This is a genomic window from Vibrio sp. YT-19(2023) (genome assembly GCF_033337395.1).
The window spans coordinates 18,750-36,855 of sequence record NZ_JAWOQN010000013.1; the positions used below are offsets into that span (position 1 = coordinate 18,750).

Below are 18,106 nucleotides of genomic sequence, written 5' to 3' on the forward strand. Positions count from 1 at the left end.
TAGCTCACATCCGTTCTGACGTCGGTTGAGTGTTGAATTACTTAAGATCCAACTCATTGTTATTAGATTTAGCTTTGGTAACCTTTTAGGATGTCATCAATTATGATTTTCAGAGATGTGATGCTTGCTGAAGTGATGTACCAAGCATCGGCATCAACAAAAACGACGTTGTCGTTTTTCCATGCTTTGGTTTGACGGAGTAGCGGGTTTGCTAAGTGTTCCGCATCAATGACAGGCTTTCCTTCCATTACTGCTGTTCGATCAATGATGTAAAGAATGTCTGGATCAGCTTGGCTAATGAACTCGCTAGAAATTGGCTGACCATGCAAACCTGTCTCCACTTTTTCACTCGCTGCTTTTACCCCCAGAACATCGAAAACGAAGCCATAACGAGACTCAACGCCAAATGAGCTGAAAGCACCATTGTTATGCATGACAACCAAAGCTTTTTCTGAACGCTCTTTCGTAACAGCGCGCACTTCTGCGACTTTTGCATCGATTTCGGCAACTTTCTGTTGGGCTAGCTCTTGCTTTTCAAAGATCTCACCAAGCTCTACAAGGTGTTTCTTAATGGTATCGACGTGATGGTCACGACTATTACGGTAGCTGATGTCAAAATGTAAAGTCGGAGCGAGTTGAGAGAGTTCTTCATACTGATTAGCATGTAGCGGAGTCATCAATACGAGATCTGGTTTTAGGGCATAGATCTTTTCCATATTAGGCTGAACTATCGCACCAAGATCCGCTATCTCAGGTGTGTCTTTGTATTTCGCTAGAAAGTGAGGAACAAAGTCTTTCACCATTCCTGAGATTGGAACATTTAGCTGATCTAAAAAGTCCACTTCGTTCATATCTAATGCTGCCACTCGTTGAGGGCGATGAGAAATAGTAGTTGCTCCGAGATTGTGTTCAATCACGATGAGCTTTTCTAATGGCTGAGTATCTTCAATTTTAGTTATTTCCGGCTCGCAACCTGATAAGGTTCCTAGAGCGCAGCAAGCAAGCACGATACTCAAACGTAGGGGGCTCTTAAACATGGGGTATTTCCTTTTTGTCAGTGAGTTGCCTTTAAACAGGCGAGTAACAGTTTTCATATTTGGCTTCTTGCTCTTATCGTGATGGCTAGGAAATATCCCCCACAAAGGACATTCACCAAAATAGAGACGGTGGTTTTAAAGTTAAATAAGTGCTCTACCAGAAGTTGACCAGACAAGAACATGACAATTGCAATAGCACAAGCAACGAGCAATATGTGTCTGTAGTTCGGTGCGCTAGTAATGGAATAAGCAATATTGGCAATAAAAATTCCCATAAAAGCCGTTGGGCCAATCAAGCTCGTCGAAATTGCTACCAAAATGGCGATTACAGCAAAGAACTTTGGTACATATTGCTTATCATTTAGTCCTAATGACATCGCTTGGTCTCGACCTAGACCTATCACATCTAGCTCGCGTGACCATCTGTTAGCAAAGAGTGCCAAAACGCTTAACGCAATACTGGAAAAAAGTAACGTAGAAGGTTTCGCTCGCTCAAACGAGGTATAGCTGAATCCTTGAAGGATAGAGAATTCTCCAGGGCTTATTCTGAGCTGGATAAATTGAGCAAGAGTTGTCAGCACCATTGTCAAAACAAAGCCAATCAGCAGAACTTGGTGCATGTCATGTTTAAATCTATTGAGTACCCAAGATTGAATCGCTAAGGAATACAACAGAATGAGTATTGCAGAGACAGCGAAATTACCGACAACACCTAATGTAGCAATGCCAGAAGTGCCCCCTAGTAATAAGAGTAGGGTTTGCCAAACCAGATAAACCGACTCATATCCCATAATGGATGGCGTAAGAATACGATTACCAGCTAAAGCTTGGAAAATAACAGCAGAGATGGCCACGCAGCTGCCCCCAATAACTATGGCACCAAGTTTAATCAGCCTCTTAGGGATGACGTAATCAAAATCCCACCCAGAGCTTGTAAAGATAAAGGCGATAGATAGTATGCAAACGAGTATAATGCTCACTCGCATGTTTGAGTAATGTGATCTCATACTCGTGCTCCTTTCAAAAGAAACACAAGAAACATGACTCCCCCGATAGCACTGGCTGTTAATCCAATTGGGACTTCAAAAGGAAAGGCAACAACTCTGCCTATGACATCGCAAAAAATAAGTAACGAAGCGCCGCCTAGTGCAACGATTGGTAGGGTGTTTTTAAGGTGATCGCCATATTTTAGTGCGACTAGGTTAGGTATGACTAAACCGATAAAATGAATGGCACCTACGGTCACCACTGTTATAGCAACTGTCACGGAAACTAGCATTAGACCCAAGGCGGCAGTGAACGCAATATTAATTCCTAAGTTGGACGCAACATCTTCGCCCATTCCCATCACAGTAAACTTATGTGCATATAAGTAAGTCAGTAGGGTGATGGGTAAAATCAAGAAAATTATTTCATAGTGTTCTTGGACCACTTTGGAGAAATCTCCCATTAACCAACCGGACATACTCTGTAAGATGTTGTTTTGATAAGCATAAAACTCCGCTATAGCACTTAGTACACTACCAAACATAAGCCCAATCACAGGTATTAACGCAGAGTTGCTGAATTTAATTTTTCGTACGATGGCAATGTAGATAAGGCCAGCGGCGAAGCAAAATAGTACGGCGAAGAGCATACGTTCAAGCTTGTCTGAGGATGGAAGCATGACGATAGATACCAAAATACCGAGCTTTGCCGCATCGATACCGCCTGTGGTGCCCGGCTCAACAAAACGATTTCTAACAATATGTTGAAGAATAACACCACATATTGCGAGACCAGATCCGGTAAGAATTAGTGCGATTAGCCTTGGTAATCTGCTAGCAGTAATCGGTAGCCAAGCTTTGTCATCCATGGTCAGCAATAACGACCAATCTAGTTGGTTTGCGCCCACGAAAATTGAAGTTAAGCACAGTATAAAAAACAGGCTTACTACGTGAATACTCATACAGAATCTGCCCCAAAATAAAGTGAGTTTCTCTTAACTTATGACTTGGGGATGGAATACGAATAATGAATATCTATTCGCATATAGGTTCTAAATTCCAACAAAACATAACCAAGTTATTTTTTATAAACATTAAGGTCACAATCCAGCCCTCAAAGTATCACTAGGCCATACCTAAAAATTCAACGTGCTGATTTGGCTTTAAAACTGGATTAACTAGCAAAAGAAAAGTGCCGCTTTCAATGCAAAGAGAAAGAGGTTCTCGATTTAAAATTAAAATACAAATGATAATTATTTTCATTATATCTTTGTTTTTTCGGTTAAGCAATGAAGTTCATATGTGTTTCTCTAAAAAGATCAATCGCGTATAAAAAACAAGGCAATGGCTAATGCATGTGCTTTTGGGTAAGTGATTAAAAAATAAAGCCAAAGAGCATTAAGCTTTCTTATTGTTTAAGGATGTTTTTCGCTTCAGAAGCTCGTTGGTTGAGGTTTGATTTAAATGGTATGACGATAGTTTGTTCAGGAAGAGGAGTTAGTAGTGACGATGATGTCTAGATGTCGTTTGTATTTTAGGATTTATTAGATACCGCATTAAAATAGCGTCATAAAGTCGTGATGCTTCGCATCTTCAGTGTTAGCGATGTTAATGCGGTAATTTCTAATAAACTAGCGGATTAATGTCTCAACTTGCTTTTGGAGCAAAGTAAAGCTGATTCACAATTCAAAGACATCGTCAGTTGCTTTATTGTTAACCTGTGTTATTCGAGCTTACTTAGTACGTAATTCAAACCACCAACCACGGCTGCAACTTGCGCATCGTTGCATTCTTCGTCGGTCACCGTTGGGCTGTCTGGGTACACTTCCGTTGTCGTGCCGTAAACGCAATTTGTTACGCCGCCACACAGGCCCAGTTTTACCATTGGGTAGTTGATAACGCCAAACTGTACGACGGGTGAACCAATGATTTCGCCGTTTTCATCTGCTGGTGCAATGTGAGTCACTTTTGCAACTGACTCAATGACCGCTTTTTGGAAGTCAGGCTGAGGGTTTTCACTATCTCCCACCGTGTAAAAGCCATCTGGGATCATACCTTCAATGTACTCAATACCATCACGAGCAGCTAAGGCTGGACGGAACTCAGTTTCGTCAGAATCTGTCGTTTCATGTAGATCAATGTGCATTAACACATCGCCTAAAGTTGCAACTAGCTTTATGAGGTTAGCGGACTCTTCGGCAGGGCTATCCTTATAGAAAGAGCGGTTTGGATCAATCGCGTTTGGATTCCAGCGGTTGATCACCTCGTAACCCCAAGGGCTTACGCAGGGTGCAACGACAATATTGAAATGCTCTGCATAGCGCTCTGCTTCTGTTTCTACAAACTTTAATGCGCCATGTACACCGCTGGTTTCGTAACCGTGCACGCCGCCTGTGACCAACACAACAGGTTTAGTTGAATCCCAATTGCGTGTTTTGATACAAAACAGAGGGAAGCGTGCCTCGTTGTATGAGAGCGCCCCATATTGTTCAACATCAAAACGCTCGCGTAGGGCATCGATTTTACTGACGACTTCATCTTGGTAGCTACGTTTTACTTCTTGCGTTGCTAACCAAGCTTTACGTTCTTCTTCGTTCCAAGGTTGGCCAGGAGTACCGATCGGGTAAATGTATCCACTTTTCATCTATACTTTTTCTTTTTGACTGCTGAAAGGTATCACAAGACTAGACCTGTCTTATCTTTACGGCAATATAAAACACCATTTGGGGTGGTATTCTTTGCAAAATCATCACTTTGATGAGTGATTCATTGGTGTTACATTTTGTTACTTACTCAATTTCATATAAGAGACCAAAAATGGCTGGAGCAAGTTTACTCACACTGCTGGACGATATTGCCACGGTGCTTGATGATGTCGCCTTAATGTCAAAAATGGCGGCAAAGAAAACCGCAGGTGTGTTGGGAGATGATCTAGCGTTAAACGCTCAACAAGTGTCTGGTGTTGCATCTGAGCGAGAGATTCCAGTGGTTTGGGCGGTTGCAAAAGGCTCATTCAAAAATAAATTGATTTTAGTTCCTTCAGCTTTACTTATTAGCGCGATTATTCCATGGCTTATCATGCCATTATTGCTAATTGGCGGCTTATTTCTCTGCTTTGAAGGGGCAGAGAAAGTACTTGAGAAAGTGTTTCCTCACTCGCATCCGCACGAAGAAAAAGAGGAGCTAGTTAATACTGGCGAGTCGATAGAAGAGTATGAAAAGCGTAAAGTTTGTGGTGCGATTCGGACAGACTTTATCCTTTCAGCAGAAATCATCGTGATTGCGTTAGGTACTGTGACAGGAGCCAGTCTTGTTACGCAAATTTTAGTTGTCAGTTTAATTGCAGTGATTATGACGGTTGGAGTTTATGGACTAGTCGCTGGGATTGTGAAGCTAGATGATTTAGGCCTTTACCTTGAAGGTCGCTCAAACGGTAAAGGTTGGGTGGCGAAAGTCGGAGGGGCCTTGGTCGCTTTTGCACCAAAGTTGATGAAGTTGTTAACCATTGTAGGAACTGCTGCGATGTTTTTGGTGGGCGGGGGAATTGTGGTGCACAACGTGCCAGCCATTCATCACTTTGTAGAGCCGATTATTATGAACTTTAGTGGTCATTCGGTTGCTACAGCCATTTTGCCTATTTTATTGAACGGTATTATCGGCTTTGTGGCGGGGTTGGTTGTGGTTGCGGTATGGACGATGGTTGAAAAGCTTCGTGGTCAATAATCACATCTAAAACATGAGACGATAATAACAAGGGTCATGACTTCTTTTTACAAAAAGCATGACCCTGTTTTATAGGTGAAATGTCAGTAAAGTACTTACTTCACTTTCCACTCGATCTGTTCATTTGCTCGAATAGGCACAACGATATCATTGCCAAATGGCATCGTTTCTGGCACATCCCAAGCGGATTTTTCTAACGTTACCGTATCTGTGTTACGTGCAATGCAGTAAAAATCAGGACCGTTGAAGCTTGCGAAAGCTTCCAAGTTTTCCAACTTGCCTTCTTTTTCGAAGACTTCTGCATAAAGCTCTAGCGCAGCGTGTGCAGTGTAAGAACCAGCACAACCGCAAGCCGATTCTTTTGCCCCTTTCGCATGTGGCGCTGAGTCTGTACCTAGGAAAAACTTCTTGCTACCACTAGTTGCTGCTTCGATCAGCGCTTGCTGGTGGGTTCCGCGCTTAAGAATTGGCAAACAGTAGAAATGAGGTTTAATACCACCCACAAGCATGTGGTTACGGTTGAAAAGAAGGTGGTGGGCAGTGATGGTAGCCGCTACGTTGTCTGAGGCATTGTTAACGAAGTTTGCTGCGTCGGCGGTGGTGATATGTTCTAGTACGATTTTAAGATTAGGGAAATCATTGACGATAGGAGCGAGGACAGTATCAAGGAATTCTTTCTCTCGGTCGAAGATATCAACATCGTGATGTGTTACTTCCCCATGAACCAAAAGTAACATTCCTACTTCTTCCATCGCTTCGAGAACGTGGTAAATGTTCTTCGCATTGGTCACACCGGAATCTGAGTTTGTGGTAGCGCCTGCAGGATAGAGCTTGGCAGCAACAATGTGTCCGGTTGCTTTAGCCTTACGTATTTCGTCTGGTGTCGTGTTATCTGTAAGGTAAAGCGCCATTAAAGGCTCAAACTGTTCGCCATGTTGCTCTTTGAGAATTCGGTCACGGTAGGCTAGGGTGAGCTCAGTTGTAGTAACAGGTGGGACGGTATTTGGCATAATCAGCGCACGGCCATTGTAGCGGCTGATGTCGCGAACGGTGTCTTTAAGAACTTCCCCATCGCGTAAGTGAACGTGCCAGTCGTCAGGACGAGTGATAGTCAGTGTTGTCATTAATTGCTCCCACCATTGAAAAGTTGTCTGATTGGAGCCTAAGCGCCGTATTTGCTTTTGAGCAAACGCTTGCGCTTAGGCGACAGGATGATAGAGGAATTGCCCTCATATTTCATCCCATTTTTCAATTTTATAAAGAGTGAGAGTGTAAGTGGTTACTTCATTGTTAACCAAAGCGCGTGGATCGTACCTGGTAGAAAGAAGAAACACGTCAATATTAGATTAATCAAAAAGTCTTTATTTAGACCTTTCTCCATAAACACCGCGACAGGCGGAAGAAAGATACATAACAAAATCAGAACCAGTTTTCTTGTATCCATAATTAAGCTCCAAATCGATAAATGAGAGTAGTGATAACTTGGATGAATTATGTGTGTCGTATCACACTTTATCAAACGGTATTTGGTCAGAACGGTGTTAAAAAACGCGAATATTGAGTGTAGTAAATACTTGTCACTAAAACCAAATTTATAAGAATATGGTTTCGAGAAAGTTGCGATGGATGAAGAGGCAGTAGACTCTGCAACTTAATGTGATTTGAGTATACAATACCGCAACAAATAAAAAACACCCGTAGGAAGAAGGCCATGTCGCAACCCGTTTTATCCCAAATTAATGTTTTTCCGGTTAAGTCAGTTGGCGGATTATCGCTGTCGTCCGTATGGGTTGAGAAGCAAGGATTGAGCTTCGATCGTCGCTTTATGATTGCGAAAGCTGATGGCTCGATGATCACTGCGCGAAAGTATCCGCAAATGGTAACCATTAAGTCTGCCTTATTGTCCGATGGAGTGGTGTTTAGTAGTTTGGGTATGGAGCCACTTAAAATCCGTTACCAAGATTTCAAAATGCAGGAGACACCTGCAACGGTTTGGAAAGATACATTTACTGCCTATACCACGACAGATGATGCAGATGACTGGTTTAGTCGTGTGTTGGGGCTGCGCGTTGAGTTGTTATTTAGTGGTGAGCAATCGAATCGTGTCCGTGAAAAGCTAGGTCAAAACGTCAGTTTTGCTGATGGTTATCCGGTTTTAGTGATCAGTCAAGCTTCACTTGATGAGCTGAACCGAAGAAGTTCAGAGCTACACTCAATGGATCAGTTTCGTACTAACTTAGTTGTCTCTGATACTAAGCCATTTGAAGAAGATTCATGGAAGCGCATACGAATCGGTGAGGTAGAGTTTGAGTCTCTCAAACCTTGCGAGCGCTGTATCCTGACTACGGTGAATACCCAAAGAGGCACATTCCGTGAGAGCAAAGAGCCGCTCAAAACTTTGCAACAGTTCCGTGCAAACGATGTCGGTGGTGTGTTCTTTGGCCAGAATCTTGTCGCGCGAAATGAAGGCATTATTCGTCAAGGCGATAAAGTTGAAGTATTGGAGTACAAAGAGCCGGAGTTTTACGCAGATAACTCGCCAGTGCGCATGAAGCTTACATGTGTTGAGCGTGAAGAAATTGCCCAAGACTTTGTGACCTTATGGTTAGAGCCAAACAAAGGTTCGTTGCCTAATTACTTGCCAGGACAACACCTGCCAATAGAGGTGAATATTGATGGTAAGAAAGTGGGTCGACGCTATACCTTGTCATCCAGTCCTTCTCGCCCGGGTCGTTATGCTATTTCTGTAAAGCGTATCGCGGGTGGAAGAGTCTCTAACTCACTCTTAGACAACTTACAAGTCGGTGATGTTTTAGAGGCAGAACAACCTGACGGTCAGTTCCACCTTAAAACGCATGAAGCGCAGCCTCTGTTGTTACTCTCTGCGGGTAGTGGAGTAACACCAATGTTATCAATGGTGCGTTACTTAGCGGATCACAATCAGTTGGATAACGTGGTTTTCTACCATCAATGTCGCACCGAGAATGATATTCCTTGTCGCTCAGAGTTGGAGCAGTTAAAGCGTGAGCACCCAGCGCTAGAAGTAAAAGTCTGTTTAACGCAACCTGCTGTTGATTGGTTTGGTTTGAAAGGGCGTTTAAGTTTGTCACACATTAAGCAAATCAAAGATGTTGAACAGCGCCAAGTGTTTGTGTGTGGTCCTGATGGTTTTATGGAGAAAGCGAAAAATCTCCTGCTAAGAAAAGGGCTGCCAGAAGAAAACTACCATCAAGAAGCGTTTGGCGTATCTTCAGTCACTTCAAGACCAGAGAAGAGCATAGCGATCGATTTCAATGGGACGAAAGTTGTAGGGAATAATCAGAAAACGTTGTTAGATCAGCTTGAAGACGCAGGGAAGGTTGTTAGCAATAGCTGTCGTGCTGGCTTATGCGGCGCGTGTAAGGTTCAGCTTACGTCGGGTCAAGTACATCATCCGGACGTGCCTGCGTTGACAGATGAGGAACGTGCAATGGGAACCGTATTGGCGTGTTGTGCTGTGCCAGAGACGGACGTAACAGTAACCAACTAGGCGAGAGCAATTTTGTCCTTCGACAAAAACTGTTCCTAGACAAAAAAACGCTGCTATTTTTAGCAGCGTTTTGAGTTTTAAAGAGAGCTGAAAATATCGCTTAGTCGTAAATCGTCGGGATTGGCTGGCGTTTGTGCTGCGTTGCTTTGTAAATCGCTACCAGACGGTCACTCACTTGCTGTGGAACAGGTTTGCCCTCTAAGAAGTCGTCGATTTGCTCGTAAGTTAGGCTTAGGGCATCTTCGTCTGCTTTCTGTGGAGCAAGCTCTTCTAAGTCTGCCGTTGGCACTTTCTTCACTAGTTGCTCAGGTGCACCCAATGTAGCAGCCACTTCACGAACTTGGCGCTTACTTAATCCGAACAATGGTGCCATGTCACAAGCGCCATCACCAAATTTAGTGTAGAAACCAGTGATGTTTTCTGCTGAGTGATCAGTACCAAGAACAAGGCCGCCTACGTAGCCCGCGATCTCGTATTGAGCAACCATGCGAGCACGCGCTTTTACATTGCCTTTTACGAAGTCGACTTTTGCTGCATCAGTTGGTAGAAGGTCTGTGCCTTCTAATGCAACGTGAGAAGCCGAATGAAGCCCGTCAACACCTGCTTTGATGTTCACCGATACAGAATGGGTTGGCTGGATAAAAGACAGAGCGAGCTGAGCCTCATCTTCATCTTTTTGCTCCCCGTAAGGCAGGCGAACTGCGATAAATTGGTAGCTATTGTTGCCCGCTTCTTCGTTTAGTTGGTCTACAGCCAACTGAGCTAAACGACCACATGTCGTTGAGTCAACGCCACCGCTGATGCCAAGAACAAGAGACTTACAGCCCGCTTCTTGCAATTTACGCTTAATAAAAGCGACACGGCGTTCAATTTCAAAATGCGGATCAATTGAAGGGAGTACGCGCATTTCGTCACGGATGGATTGTTCCATTTAGGGTTCCTTTTCCTGCAAATATTTCAGACTCTAAAGCGCATTTGCTCAAATGGTGATAAACCATACAGTTGAGGCTCATTAAACGCGACTTTAGGGTCAAAAGCTGTAAAGATTAGTAGTATCATACCGAAATCATCAGATTAGAAAACTCTCTTCAACCAGGTAATCACCGGATATGAAAAAAATCGCCATTTTTGGTAGTGCATTTAACCCACCTAGTTTAGGGCATAAAAGTGTTATTGAGTCTTTGAGCCACTTTGATCTTGTGCTACTTGAGCCAAGCATTGCACACGCTTGGGGCAAGAACATGCTTGATTACCCAACTCGGTGCAAAATGGTTGATGTGTTCATCAAGGATATGGGGCTTTCTAATGTTCAGCGTTCTGATGCAGAGCAAGCTTTATACCAACCTGGACAAAGTGTGACGACCTATGCGTTGTTAGAAAAAATTCAAGAAATCTACCCAACTGCCGATATAACTTTTGTCATTGGTCCTGATAATTTCTTCAAATTTGCTAAATTTAGTAGAGCTGAAGAGATTACGGAACGTTGGACTGTTATGGCATGTCCTGAAAAAGTAAAAGTCAGAAGCACGGATATTCGCAAAGCATTGGCCGAGGGTGAAGAGATCGGCGCCTATACAACACCTTCCGTACGTGATTTATTACTTAGTAAAGGCTTATACAGAGAAACATTGTCTGGGAACTGAGAGGTCAGATTTTCATGGTCAGAGTCGTTTTATTTAGTGCATGTGCGTTGCTTGTGGTGACACAAGCTCATTCCGCGTGTAACTATTTTTCTGATCGTTCCGTGGTGTTTGAAGATAACACGCTTCCAATCTGTGAAGAAATTTTAGATTCCATCGGCGTGTTAAGTACTGAAGCATTGATTTGGTATGCAGCGGAAGCGAAGCTTGAAGGACCAACAGAAAACTATTGGGAGGAGTGGGCGATTAAGCCGGAAGACACCCCACTTCTAACTCAAAACTTAGAAAAGAATTACTTTGGTCTTGGTTTTTGGATGCCGGAAGAACTTCGAGACGAAGAGAGTAAAATGGATACAGAAGAGTGGCTTCGTAGTCACGGGTTGATGTTCAGCGTTGGTTTTGGGGATAAATCCGACGGACAGCCAAGAATGCGGTTTGATTATCGTTGGCACGAATATTATGACGCTGACTGGATGATGCAGATAGAAGTACCTTTCTAGACATCTCAAGCAAATGAAAAAAGGGCGTACATTATCAATGTACGCCCTTTTTGCTTTTACTTGAATCTCTACTTTCTGTATCCGTAACTCTACGTAATGCTGAAAACGTAGCTTGTTAAAGAGCGAGTTATAGCGCTTCTCCAAAGACTAAAAAGCAAAGCTGTTCATATTCTTCGGTGTTACCAGCAAAAAGAGAGTCAACAATTTGCTCTTCCTTCTTCCCCGACAGTTTCATTTTTCTTGCTTCACGTAGTGTTAGTACCAAGCAAAGCTCTTTAGAAATATTCATGTCACAGCCAGGAGTCCATTGATTGATGGTTCTCGTTAACGTTGAGTGCGCTAGTTTAGGAGACAGCGTCAATACTTCATGTCTTACTACTGTCAGTAGATCGGTTTGCAGATCCGAGCGTTCGGCAGTTGTTGCTAGCTTCTCGACGAGCGCTTTTAGTAGCGGTGAAGGCTTCACAAAGCCCGCTTGTTGTGAGAAGTCGTCATTTAAACGCACAGAAAAATCACAACGATATACACGAGAATTAGGTAAAAAGGTGAGGGAGCTCAAACATCCTTGAGGAATCCAAAAATATTGGCCTGGTTCAATGGCATACTCCTGCTTACCCAATTTAATGACGGCTAACCCTTCGATGACAGATAGTAGACTGTGCTTCAGTGCTTTTTTACGCGCAGCTACATCAAGAAAGGGGTATTTAGCGTCGTGAAATTCAATTGCGTAGTTCATTATGAGTACCAGTGTTTTTTGGCGCTAAGGGTAACGTTAAACCCATACGATTCCAACCAGCTGAGATAATTTTTTAGCATGATAAATGGTGGCTTAACTGGTATGACCATGTTAAAAGTATGGGTTGAAATGCTGCTTGTCAGCAAAACTATGCGTAAAATGTGCCAGCTTTTTTTGATATGTAATGAACAATGACAGCCAATACCGATCCTTATATTGAAATTCGTCCTTACAACGACGAAGAAATTCCAGCAGCGCTGGATCGTCTAATCCAAGATGATGAATTTATCACTGCTATCCTAGAACATCGCTTTGCTAATAAAGCAGCGTGGTTCAAAACGCTAATGAGCCCGATCCTGCGAATCTACCTGAAAGCTAAGTGGAGCAAGCTTGATTCTGTCGAAGCAATTCAGATTGAAGTGAAGAAGTACCTGAAAGATACATTGAATAAGACAACGGATGGCGTCACTTTTTCTGGTTTGGATAAGCTGGATAAAAACACGTCATACCTATTCGTTTCTAACCACCGTGATATTGCGATGGACCCTGCGCTCGTAAATTATGGCTTGTACCAAAGTGGGCACCGTACAGTTCGTATAGCGATTGGCGATAACCTGCTGAAGAAGCCATGTGCGACAGAATTGATGCGACTCAATAAGAGCTTCATCGTTAAGCGCTCTGCTAAAGCGCCTAGAGAAATGATGAAAGCATTGGGACAATTGTCAAGCTATATCAAACATTCGCTTGATACTGGCAATTCAATTTGGATTGCCCAAAAGGAAGGTCGTGCTAAAGATGGAAACGACTTTACTGATCCTGCGATTTTAAAAATGTTCCATGTTGAAGGTCGTAAACAAAAGATCAGCTTTGGTGAGTACACGCGTTCTCTGAAAATCGTTCCAGTCTCGATTGCCTATGAAAATGATCCATGTGACATTGCCAAAGCAAAAGAGCTGTACGAAAAAGCAGAAAATGGCCGCTATGAAAAAGGCGAATTTGAAGATATCGAAAGTATCATTCAAGGTATCGTTGGCTATAAAGGCCGTGTACATGTTGCGTTTGGTGATGTGATTGAGCAAGAGTTTGAAACGCCGGAATCTCTTGCTGGTGAAATCGACCGCCAAATTCACAACAACTACAAGTTGTACCCAATCAACTTGTTAGCTGCTGGGCATGAAGATTCGAGCATCATTACGGAAGCGGTTAAGCGTCATCTCGCGGATAAGTTGGATCAGCTACCTGAAGGCGCAAGACCTTATTTGGTGGCGAGCTATGCTAATCCTGTGAATAACCAAGAGTAATCTTCGTCACTGAACTCGTTGATTCAGAATGCCTTAAAGCCTCGGTCTGCCGGGGCTTTTGTTTATCTGCTCTTTAAGGTGCGACGGCACCACCAAGGGTTAAATTGCTGGGCCATTTTGTGATCCTGTTACCACCTAAATAGATATTCCCTTTCACCGTCATTGTGTCTGGAAATACTTTCAGCGCTGATCCTCCAATATAGAGATTACCATCAACCACCAATCCTTCAGGAAGATCAGAAATGGGAGTGCGAATAACACTTAGATCACCTTTTACTCGAAGTTTAGCTGGAAGCGATTTTAACGGTGTATCCGTCAGATTTAGGTAACCGCCTAGTTTGATACCTTTAGGCCAGTTTTCGATCTTACTACCTAGTAGGTTTGCATAGCCTTTTATCTTTGTTCCTGAGCGAATAAATTTGAGTGCGCTGTTAGTTGCTTCCAGACTGCCTTCAACATCAAGCCCTTTAGGCAAGGCTTTGATAGGGGTTTGTGAGATGTTTAAGTTGCCCTTTACCACTAGGCCAGAGGGTAGTTGGGTGTAAGGCTTGTTTCTAAGATCAAGATTGCCGTAATTATCGATGTGACCAAACTTAGAATAGTAATCTAGCTCATATGCCAAAGGAGACGAGCAGAGCAGGATTGAAGTAAGGCATAGGGAAACAAAACGCATAGTCAAAGATTTAGTTAAATACCGAGATCAACAGGTACTTATCTTATACTTAAATAAACCTATTATGCATTTTTTGCTTACAGTTTTTGATTCATAACTTAAATATTCAAATTAGAGATGCACGCTAAAAGTGTGCGCTTCTTTACTGCGCTAAGTAACTTCAAGCTTACTAAAATGAGATAAATTAAATGATTGAATGTGAAGCAGACCCAAGTGTAGAGGTGAGAAAAATATCAGTAGATATTTGAATAATATGAGATTCTTCCAAGAACTTCACAAGGGTCCTTGTTAGTATTATTGAGGTTTGAGGGAGATTGTCATGAAGTTAAAAAGTGTATCTATTTTTACCGCTAGTGTTTTTGCAGTACTGCTGTCGGGTTCCGTTTTTGCTAAATCATACAGTACACCAGAAAACAAAGCGCTAATAGTTGCTGACGGTAAGGTAGGTCAGCGTATCTGTTACTACGATGATAAAGCCTACACCACAGGGGCCGTGATTAATGTTGAAGGCGTATTACTGATGTGTACCGCTGAGAACGATTTTGAAACTAATGGCTCGTTAAAGTGGGTCGTGTTCAAAAAAGATAAATAAACGCGCCGAAGTTGTCTGTTTCATTTAGAGCGGTTTAAGATTAAGAGATTGGAAAAATAAAAAGCGAGCATCATGCTCGCTTTTTTCATTAACGCGCGAGTGAGCGAGTTTTTAATTCAAAGATAAGTTTTTCAGCACTTACTTCAAATTTGAATCGAGCCGTCGCTTGGTTCGATTCTTCGGTTATTTCTGAAACATTGTATTCAACATCAGCACATACTGATTTAGCGAGCTCGATGTATTTTTGTAGTTCAGACTCTAGCTCTGTTTTTGTCTGTGCGAAAACCGTTACGTCGGCAACTTCGTCACCTTCTTTGATGATAAAGCCAATCTCGCCAGCACAGCCGCAGGCCTCACATACTTGGTTTTTTTCTAATTCGACACTCATAACGAATCCTCTTGTAAATACTAAGGGTATTCTATCAGGTATTTGATCTGTATCTACAAAAATGACGACTTTTGCGTAAAAAAGGAACAGAATAGGCACTTGTTAAGTAAGGGTTAAAGATTGGACTACTAAATCATCAAGAACGTTAATGTGATATATATCAACATTTAAAATCAATTAACGAACATAGTGACGAGATTTTGCTCAGTCCAGTTGAACTAATGGTTAATTTATAAGACTATTTCTTGATTGATTATTTTTAATAATTATCATTCTTGGTCTTTGAATAGTTTCGATGAATAATTGGCGCAAGGTTTTGATGAGACTAACTTTTCGCCTTATTTTGAGTAGCATGTATTGACAAAAACATAACTGAAAATTACACATTACGTAGTGTAAAGACGTTATGGTTTGGAACTCGACATGATATTAAATAGTCGCAATACATATACCCAAAGCGCTTTCAAGTGCAGCGCTTAGCAACCTGATTTCTAGGTTTTCGCTAATCGAACCGCATCGGCGAGCCGGGTATAATGCTAAGAATGATTTCATTCTGGCCTCATTTAATAGTGAGTTAGATGGATTTACAAAGAGAAGAGCTTAAAATATGCCAAAGCGTAGTAAAGAAGATACCGAAATCACTATCCAAAAGATCATGGATGCCGTTATTGATCAGCTACTCAGGTTAGGTTACGACAAAATGTCGTACACGACGCTAAGCCAGCAGACAGGTATATCGCGTACCGGTATTAGCCATCACTTCCCTAAGAAAACGGACTTCACCGCCGCACTGGATGGCCGTATCTTTAAAATGTTTATTGAACACTTAGAGTTTGATAAAGGATTAAATGCATTTTCACAAAGTTGGATTAAAGCGCTGGAAGATGCTGAGTTCCTCGCGATTTTACGACTGCTATTCCATCACATTGTCACCGCTGAAAATGCGCAAGAATTTGCTGCTAATGGTATTGACCGCTTATACAAAATGGTTGAAAGCCAGTTTGGTGCGGGTGGTGACAAAGAGCTTGAGTGGTTGATTGGTCGTTCATTGATCCAAATGAGCAAGTAATAGCTTTTAAAGCAACAAATTCTGCCAATATAAAAGCAAAGGCCCGCAACTCTCATATTGCGGGCCTTTGTCGTATCAAAGTGTTTTCGAGACGGCTTAGAGGAGATACGCTTTATGCTGCGGCATGCACTTGAGGGAAGTCTAGCGTCGGATGTTTTGTCACAATAGAGCGATAGCCATAAACTTGCTCAATGAGCTCTGACGTTAGTGCATTCCATGGCGTGTCATCACAAACTAGTTTCCCGTTATGCAAGAGTACAAGGCGGTCTGCGTACTGAGAGGCTTGATTCAAGTCATGTAACACCACAACCACCGCAGCGTTCTGTGCTTTTGCCGTTTCACGAGCAATTTTTAACGTGTTGTGTTGATGGGCGAGATCCAACGCTGAGGTAGGTTCATCAAGCATTAAGATTCGTTTTTCGCCAGATTGATGTAGTTGTGTCATCACTCGTGCTAGATGCAGTCGTTGCTTTTCTCCACCAGATAAAGACGGGTACAGGCTTTCTGCTAAATGCAATACGTCGGTTTGTTCCATGTAATGTAAAGCCAGTTTAGTGGTTTCTTTATTGGACAGTGATAGCGGTATTGCCCCCAGCTCTACTACTTCTCTGGCTAGAAATGGGAAGGTTAAGGTGCTGTGCTGCGGGAGCATTGCAATATGTTTGGCGCTTTTTTCAGGCTCCCAATCATGCTTTTGTTTACCGAAGTAGGTGATGTGATGATTCGAAGAGATCTCACCGCATAGAAGCTTGAGTAAAGTACTTTTACCTGCGCCATTGGGGCCGAGTAGGGCGGTCACTTCACCAGCTCGGATATCAATGTTGATGTCATCGAGCACCACACGGTTGCCATACGTCATCGAAATGTTTTTCCCCGATAAAACGATCTGGTTCATTACAAAATCTTCCCTTTTTGCTGGAACAATAAGTAGATGAAAAAGGGCGCGCCAATCAATGCGGTCACGATTCCAACTGGTAATTCAGCTGGTGCCACGGCAACACGAGCAAACATATCTGCGGCAGTAAGAAGCAGTGCTCCCATTAAGGCAGATATTGGTAATAGCGTTCGATGGTCAGGCCCAGCGAGCATGCGCCCTAAGTGAGGAATCACGAGCCCAATAAAGCCAATTGCACCACTGATGCTCACCGTAATACCAACACCCAGTGCAGAAAGTAAAATAAGCTGACGTTTGAGTTTTTGAACCGGAACTCCTAAGTGTCTTGCTTCTGATTCCCCTAACAACAGAGCATTCAGCGCCATCGACTTCTTCTGAAACCAGAGCAATAGGATGACGAGTGTTATAGCAGATAGAGCAATCCCTGACCAATTTGCACCAGCTAATGAGCCCATCGACCAAAGCGTCAAATCTCGCAGCATCTGATCATCTGCGATAAAGTTCATGTAGCCAATCGCAGCCCCCGAGAGCGCGCTGATGGCAACGCCGGCTAACAACATAATTGTAACTGAGGTACCAAACTTACTTGTGCCGAGTTTATAAACGAGAATAGTCGTTAGTGCACCGCCAAGGAAAGCAAAAAGAGGCAGAGCCGCTAAGTTCATTAGTTGCGGATAGTTTTGGCTAAATTCAGCAAATACAACAATAGCGAATGCACCACCAAGAGCAGCGCCAGCAGACACACCAATGATACCAGGCTCGGCTAATGGGTTACGGAACAAGCCCTGCATAACCACACCACAAATTGCTAAAATGGCGCCGATGAACATACACAAAATGGTGCGAGGCAATCGGATTTCGTTAATGACCAACTGAATGTGAGGAGCGAGATCAGAACTGCCTCCCGTTAGGCTACGCAAACTGTCAGCAAAGCTAATGTTCATTGGTCCAACGGTAATAGAGGCGATAGCAATAAATGCTAAAAATCCACTAAGCACTGATAACGTCGTTGAAAGGGGGATGCGTCTTAACAACAT

At 42.8% G+C, this 18,106-nt stretch carries 19 protein-coding genes; 7 read left to right on the forward strand and 12 right to left on the reverse strand.

Annotation, left to right across the window (positions count from 1 at the left end; genetic code table 11):
- Positions 1-68: 68 nt before the first annotated feature.
- The 4 genes from R7E78_RS11585 to R7E78_RS11600 all read right to left on the reverse strand — a co-directional run bounded on the left by R7E78_RS11585 (position 69) and on the right by R7E78_RS11600 (position 4,667).
- Positions 69-1,037 (reverse strand): siderophore ABC transporter substrate-binding protein, encoded by a 969-nt coding sequence (locus R7E78_RS11585; protein WP_031778891.1) that lies wholly within the window; start codon positions 1,035-1,037, stop codon positions 69-71.
- Positions 1,038-1,090: 53 nt separating this feature from the next.
- On the reverse strand, positions 1,091-2,044 hold the full coding sequence (locus tag R7E78_RS11590; protein WP_318057886.1) for an iron chelate uptake ABC transporter family permease subunit: 954 nt from the start codon (positions 2,042-2,044) through the stop codon (positions 1,091-1,093).
- Positions 2,041-2,985 (reverse strand): ABC transporter permease, encoded by a 945-nt coding sequence (locus R7E78_RS11595; RefSeq protein ID WP_033906772.1) that lies wholly within the window; start codon positions 2,983-2,985, stop codon positions 2,041-2,043. The genes R7E78_RS11590 and R7E78_RS11595 overlap by 4 nt, the downstream gene beginning before the upstream one ends.
- Before the next feature lie 761 nt (positions 2,986-3,746).
- A complete protein-coding gene (locus tag R7E78_RS11600) occupies positions 3,747-4,667 on the reverse strand; it encodes a M14 family metallocarboxypeptidase (RefSeq protein ID WP_005375292.1) in 921 nt (306 codons plus the stop codon).
- A gap of 173 nt (positions 4,668-4,840) precedes the next feature.
- Between R7E78_RS11600 and R7E78_RS11605 the strand changes: the two genes are divergently transcribed.
- Entirely contained in the window at positions 4,841-5,746 is a 906-nt protein-coding gene (locus tag R7E78_RS11605; protein ID WP_318057887.1) for a DUF808 domain-containing protein, read from the forward strand.
- A gap of 95 nt (positions 5,747-5,841) precedes the next feature.
- Here the strand turns inward: R7E78_RS11605 and pyrC are convergent, their stop codons facing one another.
- The gene (pyrC, locus tag R7E78_RS11610) at positions 5,842-6,870 is read right to left on the reverse strand and encodes a dihydroorotase (RefSeq protein WP_318057888.1); all 1,029 of its coding nucleotides are present in this window, start codon (positions 6,868-6,870) and stop codon (positions 5,842-5,844) included.
- Positions 6,871-7,025: 155 nt separating this feature from the next.
- Positions 7,026-7,190, reverse strand: coding sequence for a YqaE/Pmp3 family membrane protein (locus tag R7E78_RS11615; protein ID WP_005375297.1), 165 nt, complete (start codon positions 7,188-7,190; stop codon positions 7,026-7,028).
- 267 nt (positions 7,191-7,457) lie between these two features.
- On the opposite strand from R7E78_RS11615, the gene R7E78_RS11620 reads away from it, so the two are divergent.
- Positions 7,458-9,275 carry a hybrid-cluster NAD(P)-dependent oxidoreductase gene (locus R7E78_RS11620; RefSeq protein ID WP_318057889.1) on the forward strand — a complete coding sequence of 606 codons (1,818 nt, stop codon included), beginning with the start codon at positions 7,458-7,460 and terminating at the stop codon, positions 9,273-9,275.
- A gap of 100 nt (positions 9,276-9,375) precedes the next feature.
- On the opposite strand, the gene nadE is transcribed toward R7E78_RS11620, so the two are convergent.
- Positions 9,376-10,206 (reverse strand): ammonia-dependent NAD(+) synthetase, encoded by an 831-nt coding sequence (gene nadE, locus R7E78_RS11625; protein ID WP_005375299.1) that lies wholly within the window; start codon positions 10,204-10,206, stop codon positions 9,376-9,378.
- A gap of 178 nt (positions 10,207-10,384) precedes the next feature.
- On the opposite strand from nadE, the gene R7E78_RS11630 reads away from it, so the two are divergent.
- Together R7E78_RS11630 and R7E78_RS11635 are read left to right on the forward strand one after the other, a co-directional pair.
- A complete protein-coding gene (locus R7E78_RS11630) occupies positions 10,385-10,918 on the forward strand; it encodes a nicotinate-nicotinamide nucleotide adenylyltransferase (RefSeq protein ID WP_065275432.1) in 534 nt (177 codons plus the stop codon).
- Between the two features lie 14 nt (positions 10,919-10,932).
- Positions 10,933-11,415 (forward strand): hypothetical protein, encoded by a 483-nt coding sequence (locus tag R7E78_RS11635; RefSeq protein ID WP_017635276.1) that lies wholly within the window; start codon positions 10,933-10,935, stop codon positions 11,413-11,415.
- A 127-nt stretch (positions 11,416-11,542) separates the two neighbouring features.
- On the opposite strand, the gene R7E78_RS11640 is transcribed toward R7E78_RS11635, so the two are convergent.
- On the reverse strand, positions 11,543-12,151 hold the full coding sequence (locus R7E78_RS11640) for a hypothetical protein (RefSeq protein WP_005375302.1): 609 nt from the start codon (positions 12,149-12,151) through the stop codon (positions 11,543-11,545).
- A 191-nt stretch (positions 12,152-12,342) separates the two neighbouring features.
- Between R7E78_RS11640 and R7E78_RS11645 the strand changes: the two genes are divergently transcribed.
- Complete coding sequence (locus tag R7E78_RS11645; protein ID WP_005385027.1) at positions 12,343-13,452, forward strand: 1-acyl-sn-glycerol-3-phosphate acyltransferase; 1,110 nt, start codon at positions 12,343-12,345, stop codon at positions 13,450-13,452.
- A 73-nt stretch (positions 13,453-13,525) separates the two neighbouring features.
- Here the strand turns inward: R7E78_RS11645 and R7E78_RS11650 are convergent, their stop codons facing one another.
- Positions 13,526-14,125, reverse strand: a complete 600-nt coding sequence (locus tag R7E78_RS11650; protein ID WP_047101745.1) for a hypothetical protein — start codon at positions 14,123-14,125, stop codon at positions 13,526-13,528.
- 319 nt (positions 14,126-14,444) lie between these two features.
- Between R7E78_RS11650 and R7E78_RS11655 the strand changes: the two genes are divergently transcribed.
- A complete protein-coding gene (locus R7E78_RS11655) occupies positions 14,445-14,717 on the forward strand; it encodes a YnjH family protein (protein ID WP_213872610.1) in 273 nt (90 codons plus the stop codon).
- An 88-nt stretch (positions 14,718-14,805) separates the two neighbouring features.
- On the opposite strand, the gene R7E78_RS11660 is transcribed toward R7E78_RS11655, so the two are convergent.
- The gene (locus R7E78_RS11660; RefSeq protein ID WP_005375307.1) at positions 14,806-15,105 is read right to left on the reverse strand and encodes a YfcZ/YiiS family protein; all 300 of its coding nucleotides are present in this window, start codon (positions 15,103-15,105) and stop codon (positions 14,806-14,808) included.
- 607 nt (positions 15,106-15,712) lie between these two features.
- Here R7E78_RS11660 and R7E78_RS11665 point away from each other — a divergent pair.
- Positions 15,713-16,174: a TetR/AcrR family transcriptional regulator gene (locus tag R7E78_RS11665; protein WP_005385033.1), complete on the forward strand. Its 462-nt coding sequence runs from the start codon at positions 15,713-15,715 to the stop codon at positions 16,172-16,174.
- A 112-nt stretch (positions 16,175-16,286) separates the two neighbouring features.
- Here the strand turns inward: R7E78_RS11665 and R7E78_RS11670 are convergent, their stop codons facing one another.
- Both R7E78_RS11670 and R7E78_RS11675 read right to left on the reverse strand, forming a co-directional pair.
- Positions 16,287-17,069 carry a heme ABC transporter ATP-binding protein gene (locus R7E78_RS11670; protein WP_318057890.1) on the reverse strand — a complete coding sequence of 261 codons (783 nt, stop codon included), beginning with the start codon at positions 17,067-17,069 and terminating at the stop codon, positions 16,287-16,289.
- Positions 17,069-18,106: a FecCD family ABC transporter permease gene (locus tag R7E78_RS11675; RefSeq protein WP_053350537.1), complete on the reverse strand. Its 1,038-nt coding sequence runs from the start codon at positions 18,104-18,106 to the stop codon at positions 17,069-17,071. Before R7E78_RS11675 ends, R7E78_RS11670 begins: the two co-directional genes overlap by 1 nt.

What these genes read in the sequence shown, in the direction of transcription:
- R7E78_RS11585 (WP_031778891.1), bottom strand. Translation starts at nt 1,037, where the DNA reads ATGTTTAAGAGCCCCCTACGTTTGAGTATCGTGCTTGCTTGCTGCGCT.
- R7E78_RS11590 (WP_318057886.1), bottom strand. Translation starts at nt 2,044, where the DNA reads ATGAGATCACATTACTCAAACATGCGAGTGAGCATTATACTCGTTTGC.
- R7E78_RS11595 (WP_033906772.1), bottom strand. Translation starts at nt 2,985, where the DNA reads ATGAGTATTCACGTAGTAAGCCTGTTTTTTATACTGTGCTTAACTTCA.
- R7E78_RS11600 (WP_005375292.1), bottom strand. Translation starts at nt 4,667, where the DNA reads ATGAAAAGTGGATACATTTACCCGATCGGTACTCCTGGCCAACCTTGG.
- R7E78_RS11605 (WP_318057887.1), top strand. Translation starts at nt 4,841, where the DNA reads ATGGCTGGAGCAAGTTTACTCACACTGCTGGACGATATTGCCACGGTG.
- pyrC (WP_318057888.1), bottom strand. Translation starts at nt 6,870, where the DNA reads ATGACAACACTGACTATCACTCGTCCTGACGACTGGCACGTTCACTTA.
- R7E78_RS11615 (WP_005375297.1), bottom strand. Translation starts at nt 7,190, where the DNA reads ATGGATACAAGAAAACTGGTTCTGATTTTGTTATGTATCTTTCTTCCG.
- R7E78_RS11620 (WP_318057889.1), top strand. Translation starts at nt 7,458, where the DNA reads ATGTCGCAACCCGTTTTATCCCAAATTAATGTTTTTCCGGTTAAGTCA.
- nadE (WP_005375299.1), bottom strand. Translation starts at nt 10,206, where the DNA reads ATGGAACAATCCATCCGTGACGAAATGCGCGTACTCCCTTCAATTGAT.
- R7E78_RS11630 (WP_065275432.1), top strand. Translation starts at nt 10,385, where the DNA reads ATGAAAAAAATCGCCATTTTTGGTAGTGCATTTAACCCACCTAGTTTA.
- R7E78_RS11635 (WP_017635276.1), top strand. Translation starts at nt 10,933, where the DNA reads ATGGTCAGAGTCGTTTTATTTAGTGCATGTGCGTTGCTTGTGGTGACA.
- R7E78_RS11640 (WP_005375302.1), bottom strand. Translation starts at nt 12,151, where the DNA reads ATGAACTACGCAATTGAATTTCACGACGCTAAATACCCCTTTCTTGAT.
- R7E78_RS11645 (WP_005385027.1), top strand. Translation starts at nt 12,343, where the DNA reads ATGACAGCCAATACCGATCCTTATATTGAAATTCGTCCTTACAACGAC.
- R7E78_RS11650 (WP_047101745.1), bottom strand. Translation starts at nt 14,125, where the DNA reads ATGCGTTTTGTTTCCCTATGCCTTACTTCAATCCTGCTCTGCTCGTCT.
- R7E78_RS11655 (WP_213872610.1), top strand. Translation starts at nt 14,445, where the DNA reads ATGAAGTTAAAAAGTGTATCTATTTTTACCGCTAGTGTTTTTGCAGTA.
- R7E78_RS11660 (WP_005375307.1), bottom strand. Translation starts at nt 15,105, where the DNA reads ATGAGTGTCGAATTAGAAAAAAACCAAGTATGTGAGGCCTGCGGCTGT.
- R7E78_RS11665 (WP_005385033.1), top strand. Translation starts at nt 15,713, where the DNA reads ATGCCAAAGCGTAGTAAAGAAGATACCGAAATCACTATCCAAAAGATC.
- R7E78_RS11670 (WP_318057890.1), bottom strand. Translation starts at nt 17,069, where the DNA reads ATGAACCAGATCGTTTTATCGGGGAAAAACATTTCGATGACGTATGGC.
- R7E78_RS11675 (WP_053350537.1), bottom strand. Translation starts at nt 18,106, where the DNA reads ATGTTGTTAAGACGCATCCCCCTTTCAACGACGTTATCAGTGCTTAGT.